The organism is Acidiphilium sp. (assembly GCF_049977125.1).
Classification (GTDB): Bacteria; Pseudomonadota; Alphaproteobacteria; order Acetobacterales; family Acetobacteraceae; genus Acidiphilium.
Genome location: NZ_JBMFGY010000231.1, coordinates 1 through 3,549, shown reverse-complemented (window position 1 = coordinate 3,549; position 3,549 = coordinate 1). Strand labels below are relative to the sequence as shown.

Annotated in this window: 5 protein-coding genes; all 5 read right to left on the bottom strand. The window is 60.7% G+C overall.

Going from position 1 to position 3,549, the window contains the following annotated elements; genetic code table 11:
• Positions 1–121: 121 nt before the first annotated feature.
• The 5 genes from ACP5E6_RS17250 to ACP5E6_RS17230 all read right to left on the bottom strand — a co-directional run bounded on the left by ACP5E6_RS17250 (position 122) and on the right by ACP5E6_RS17230 (position 3,537).
• Positions 122–868 carry a hypothetical protein gene (locus ACP5E6_RS17250; RefSeq protein WP_427956274.1) on the bottom strand — a complete coding sequence of 249 codons (747 nt, stop codon included), beginning with the start codon at positions 866–868 and terminating at the stop codon, positions 122–124.
• 74 nt (positions 869–942) lie between these two features.
• Positions 943–1,356, bottom strand: a complete 414-nt coding sequence (locus ACP5E6_RS17245) for a DUF302 domain-containing protein (protein ID WP_427956271.1) — start codon at positions 1,354–1,356, stop codon at positions 943–945.
• A 151-nt stretch (positions 1,357–1,507) separates the two neighbouring features.
• Positions 1,508–2,302, bottom strand: coding sequence for a YiiX/YebB-like N1pC/P60 family cysteine hydrolase (locus ACP5E6_RS17240; RefSeq protein WP_427956269.1), 795 nt, complete (start codon positions 2,300–2,302; stop codon positions 1,508–1,510).
• Between the two features lie 4 nt (positions 2,303–2,306).
• Positions 2,307–2,981 carry an NrsF family protein gene (locus tag ACP5E6_RS17235; RefSeq protein ID WP_427956267.1) on the bottom strand — a complete coding sequence of 225 codons (675 nt, stop codon included), beginning with the start codon at positions 2,979–2,981 and terminating at the stop codon, positions 2,307–2,309.
• Positions 2,971–3,537 (bottom strand): sigma-70 family RNA polymerase sigma factor, encoded by a 567-nt coding sequence (locus ACP5E6_RS17230; RefSeq protein ID WP_427956264.1) that lies wholly within the window; start codon positions 3,535–3,537, stop codon positions 2,971–2,973. The genes ACP5E6_RS17235 and ACP5E6_RS17230 overlap by 11 nt, the downstream gene beginning before the upstream one ends.
• Positions 3,538–3,549 lie beyond the last annotated feature (12 nt).

The window sequence follows — 3,549 nt, the reverse complement described above, 5'->3', positions numbered from 1 at the left end:
GTATGGAACCGGTTCCAGCGCAGGTTCGACAGCGTGTCGAGCATCGCATTGTCGGCGGTCGTCTGATCGTTGGGGTCGGACATCGGTGATTCTCGTTGGATTTGGGATTGGCGCTGCGGCGTCAGTGGCGGGCGATCATATGATTGCGATGTCTGGGATCGAGCGCACCGGCAATGGTCTTCAGGATTGTAAGAACGAGGCTTCGTTCGGGGGTTGACGCGGCTTGTTGCAGGATGAACCCGAATGTCGCGCCATAGGCGATGTGGGCGAGGTAGACTGTCACGGGGAATTTGATCGGGGCGAATGCCTGGCCGAACAGGCCCGCACCGGTAATGCTCATCACCGGGCTCACCATGAACACGGTCGCGATCCCGATCCCGTACAGAACACCGACAAACCAGCGCTGGCGACCGAACAAGGCGATGTAGAGAAAGACAAAGCTAATCCCGTTGGTGAAGTGATCCATATAGCCGATCGTGTCGGAGACCAGATCGGGGCCCTGCATGGCACGGTCGGTCAGTTGCACGCCGAGCAGCATCGGGATCGACCCTGGCATGGCGTCGAACAACCGAAACCCGGTGATCCGAACGATTTCCATGGCGATTGTACCCAGGACGCCGCCGATGATTGCCAGCTTGAATGTGCTGGAAATCTCGCGCCAACCCGCGATACTGCTGAAGGCGAACAGGCCGAGCCAGATCACCACCGCCGGCAGAATCGCGATCTCGCCAAGCTTGTGCAGGGTCATGAACCCGGTTGCCGAGAGGACGAAGGCATTGGGTGACACTGAAGCTGCCATCATGGCGAGAGCGATCGTCACGATTGCACCTGCTGACAGGGTGGCCGATGGTCCGTTTGTTTCACTCATGATAGGCTCTCCTTGACAGGACAATCGCGTCCGGGAACTGAGCAGTGCGCCGCTCCAAGCGGCGCACTGTCCATTCACTTGGCGGCTTGCGCGGTGATGTTGGCAAAGGTCTTGTCGAGCATACCGGCCATAATGCCGAAATGCGGGTTGACGGCGCTGAGTTCGACCGACGGCTGGAGATAGCCGAGATAGGTCTTGCCGTTATTGGACCAGACATAGACCCGCACGGGCAAAACGACGCCGGCAGCCGCATCCATCGAAAACGCCTTTTTGCCGACGACCGGATTACCGATGAAAAAGCTTTGTGCGCCTGGCAGATGCATGCCTGCCATGGATAGCTGGCTGGCCTGGTTCATGGTTCCCAGAACCATCATGTGATTCGATGCGACGGCAGTCTTGAGGGCTGCGATCGTGCCGGGGAAGCTGCGGTGAGATTGCACGCTGACGAAGCTGCCCGATGCGGTCTGGGCTTGAGCGACCGCCGTCATGCCGAGAGCGACCGCAAAGGCGGTCGCAACAAGCGAGAGTCTGCGACCATGCTGGGACTTCAGTAATACGGACATTTCATTGATCTCCTCGGGTTTGTCGTTCGGCCGATGTTGGCTCGATTATTACTGTTCGCACCGAGGTCGAGATTGGTTACATGCCGATTGACGATTCGATCGAGTTCGAAATACTGACCGCATGTCGCGTTGCCGCAATCGCTGACATACCGTTCTCAAGCATTGGTTTGATCACCGCAAAATAGGGTGACACGTCGAAATCACGCGGCACGAACAGGTGATGATCGCGAATGGTCAGAATTTCGTCGATGCAGCCCTGGCAGTCGGGTGCGTGGGAGAGGGTATGGGTGATGACCGGCAGGATTGGATAATTCACTGACTGGAATGCCTGGGCGACCAGGGTGGAACAGATAGCCCTGGTCGGATCGCCGGACCCGAACGCAATCATCCGGCGTCTGAAGTGAATCGGCACCGGTGGTGTCGGCAACAGATAGCGGGCAAGATCGATGACGTTGCGTAGATCGTATTGTGCCCCGAGACGGCTCAAGGCGAACGCGACAACCAGCGCCCGCTCTGCCTCATCGAGCCCGGCTGCGCGACAGATCCTGACATGATAGCCGGCAAATTCCTCAACCCCGACGAGGCGAACGCCCGCCACCACATCGGCCTCGAGGAAGCAGGGTTCGGGTGCCTCGCCAAGCCGTAGGACGCGCATCCCGACGTACAGCGCGGCATGCGACCAGGTGGATTGCGTGAGATATTTGATCGCCGTGCTGAACCGGCTGGTTCCCTCAACGAGAATCACATCCGCCAGTTGCACACAGGCGAGAAGGTGCGTTTGATCGGTGGCTGGCCCAGTGCCGTGATGATGTGAAGGCTGGGCGAGGTATCGCGCCAACTTGTTGCCGATAAATCCGGCTACGGTCCCCATCGCGTTACGATGCGGTACCCAATGTCGTCCGCCGTGGGCGCAACCGCCCCAGAATGGCCCGACCGATTGCGCTGCCGCCCAACGTGAACAGCACGACACTACCCATCTGCCAGACCAGCAAGGTCGCAAAACTATCCGCGCTGTGAAACAGACGGAGCGAGAACTCGGCCGCAGCAGCAGCGGCCATGGCACCGCACAAGCAGGCGTGGGTAGTGCGGAACAGCGGACTGCGTCGCAGCAAGATCACCATGGCCATGGCTGGTACGATGCCGGCAACTGCGATCGCGGGAATGCAGGCGATGTCGGTATGGATGCGCAGTGCGCCACCTTGGGTGGACGCCGACAGTAACAGGCATTGGCGGCCGAGCACACCGAACCAGATCAGCATCATCCCGACCGGCAGCGCCAGTTTCCATCCCGGTTGATCCGGCCGCCCGGCGCAAAATGCCGCATAGGCGGCGATGATGGCAGAAAACCCTGCCAGAGCTTCGTCCAGAGCAAAACCAGGACGGAGCCAAAGAGCGGCCAGATTTGGCCGCGGCCCCATCATCAGCGTCACCAATGCCAGCGCGGGGAGCGTGATAGCGAGCCACAGGATCGTGGTTGGTCCCGGCGCGCGCAGGCGCCGGACCGGCGTCAGATCGTTCGTCAAAGCATCGATCAGATTTTCAGTCCGCATCGTCCACTCCCATCGCGCGGCGCAGGCGCTTGATCGCCCGGAAGGTTCCGACCTTCAGGGTCGCGACGCTCAGGCCCGACACGGTCGACGCCTCACGCAAGCTCATCTCTTGCAGTTTCAGCATATCCAGAATCTCCCGGTCACGGGATGACAACTGCCCGACTACTGCGTGCATGGTCGCGTGATCGATCGTGGCATCCTGATCAGGATACGTGGTGAGAGCGTCGGAGGTTACAGGCAGATCGTCCAAATTCGTTTCCCGCGCCGCATGCCTGTGACGCTGGCGGCGCACGTCGGCGCCACGAAGTTTCAGGATGCCGAACAAAAACGGTGCCACGGGGCGGGGCGGCTCGTACAGATGCAGGCTGCGGTGCAGGGCGAGCAGGGTTTCCTGAACAATGTCCTCGATATCCGCAGGGCCCGACCGGGACCAGCGTGCCCGCGCGCGCGACCGCAGCCAGGGCAGAGCAGCAGACAACAAGGCGGCGTAAGCCCGGCGGTCACCCTGCTGCGCTGCCGCGAGCCACACCCGCCAATTGGCGTCTTCCTCCGCCATTATTCCCCCTGC

What these genes read in the sequence shown, in the direction of transcription:
- ACP5E6_RS17240 (WP_427956269.1), bottom strand. Translation starts at nt 2,302, where the DNA reads ATGGGGACCGTAGCCGGATTTATCGGCAACAAGTTGGCGCGATACCTC.
- ACP5E6_RS17230 (WP_427956264.1), bottom strand. Translation starts at nt 3,537, where the DNA reads ATGGCGGAGGAAGACGCCAATTGGCGGGTGTGGCTCGCGGCAGCGCAG.
- ACP5E6_RS17250 (WP_427956274.1), bottom strand. Translation starts at nt 868, where the DNA reads ATGAGTGAAACAAACGGACCATCGGCCACCCTGTCAGCAGGTGCAATC.
- ACP5E6_RS17235 (WP_427956267.1), bottom strand. Translation starts at nt 2,981, where the DNA reads ATGCGGACTGAAAATCTGATCGATGCTTTGACGAACGATCTGACGCCG.
- ACP5E6_RS17245 (WP_427956271.1), bottom strand. Translation starts at nt 1,356, where the DNA reads ATGACGGCGGTCGCTCAAGCCCAGACCGCATCGGGCAGCTTCGTCAGC.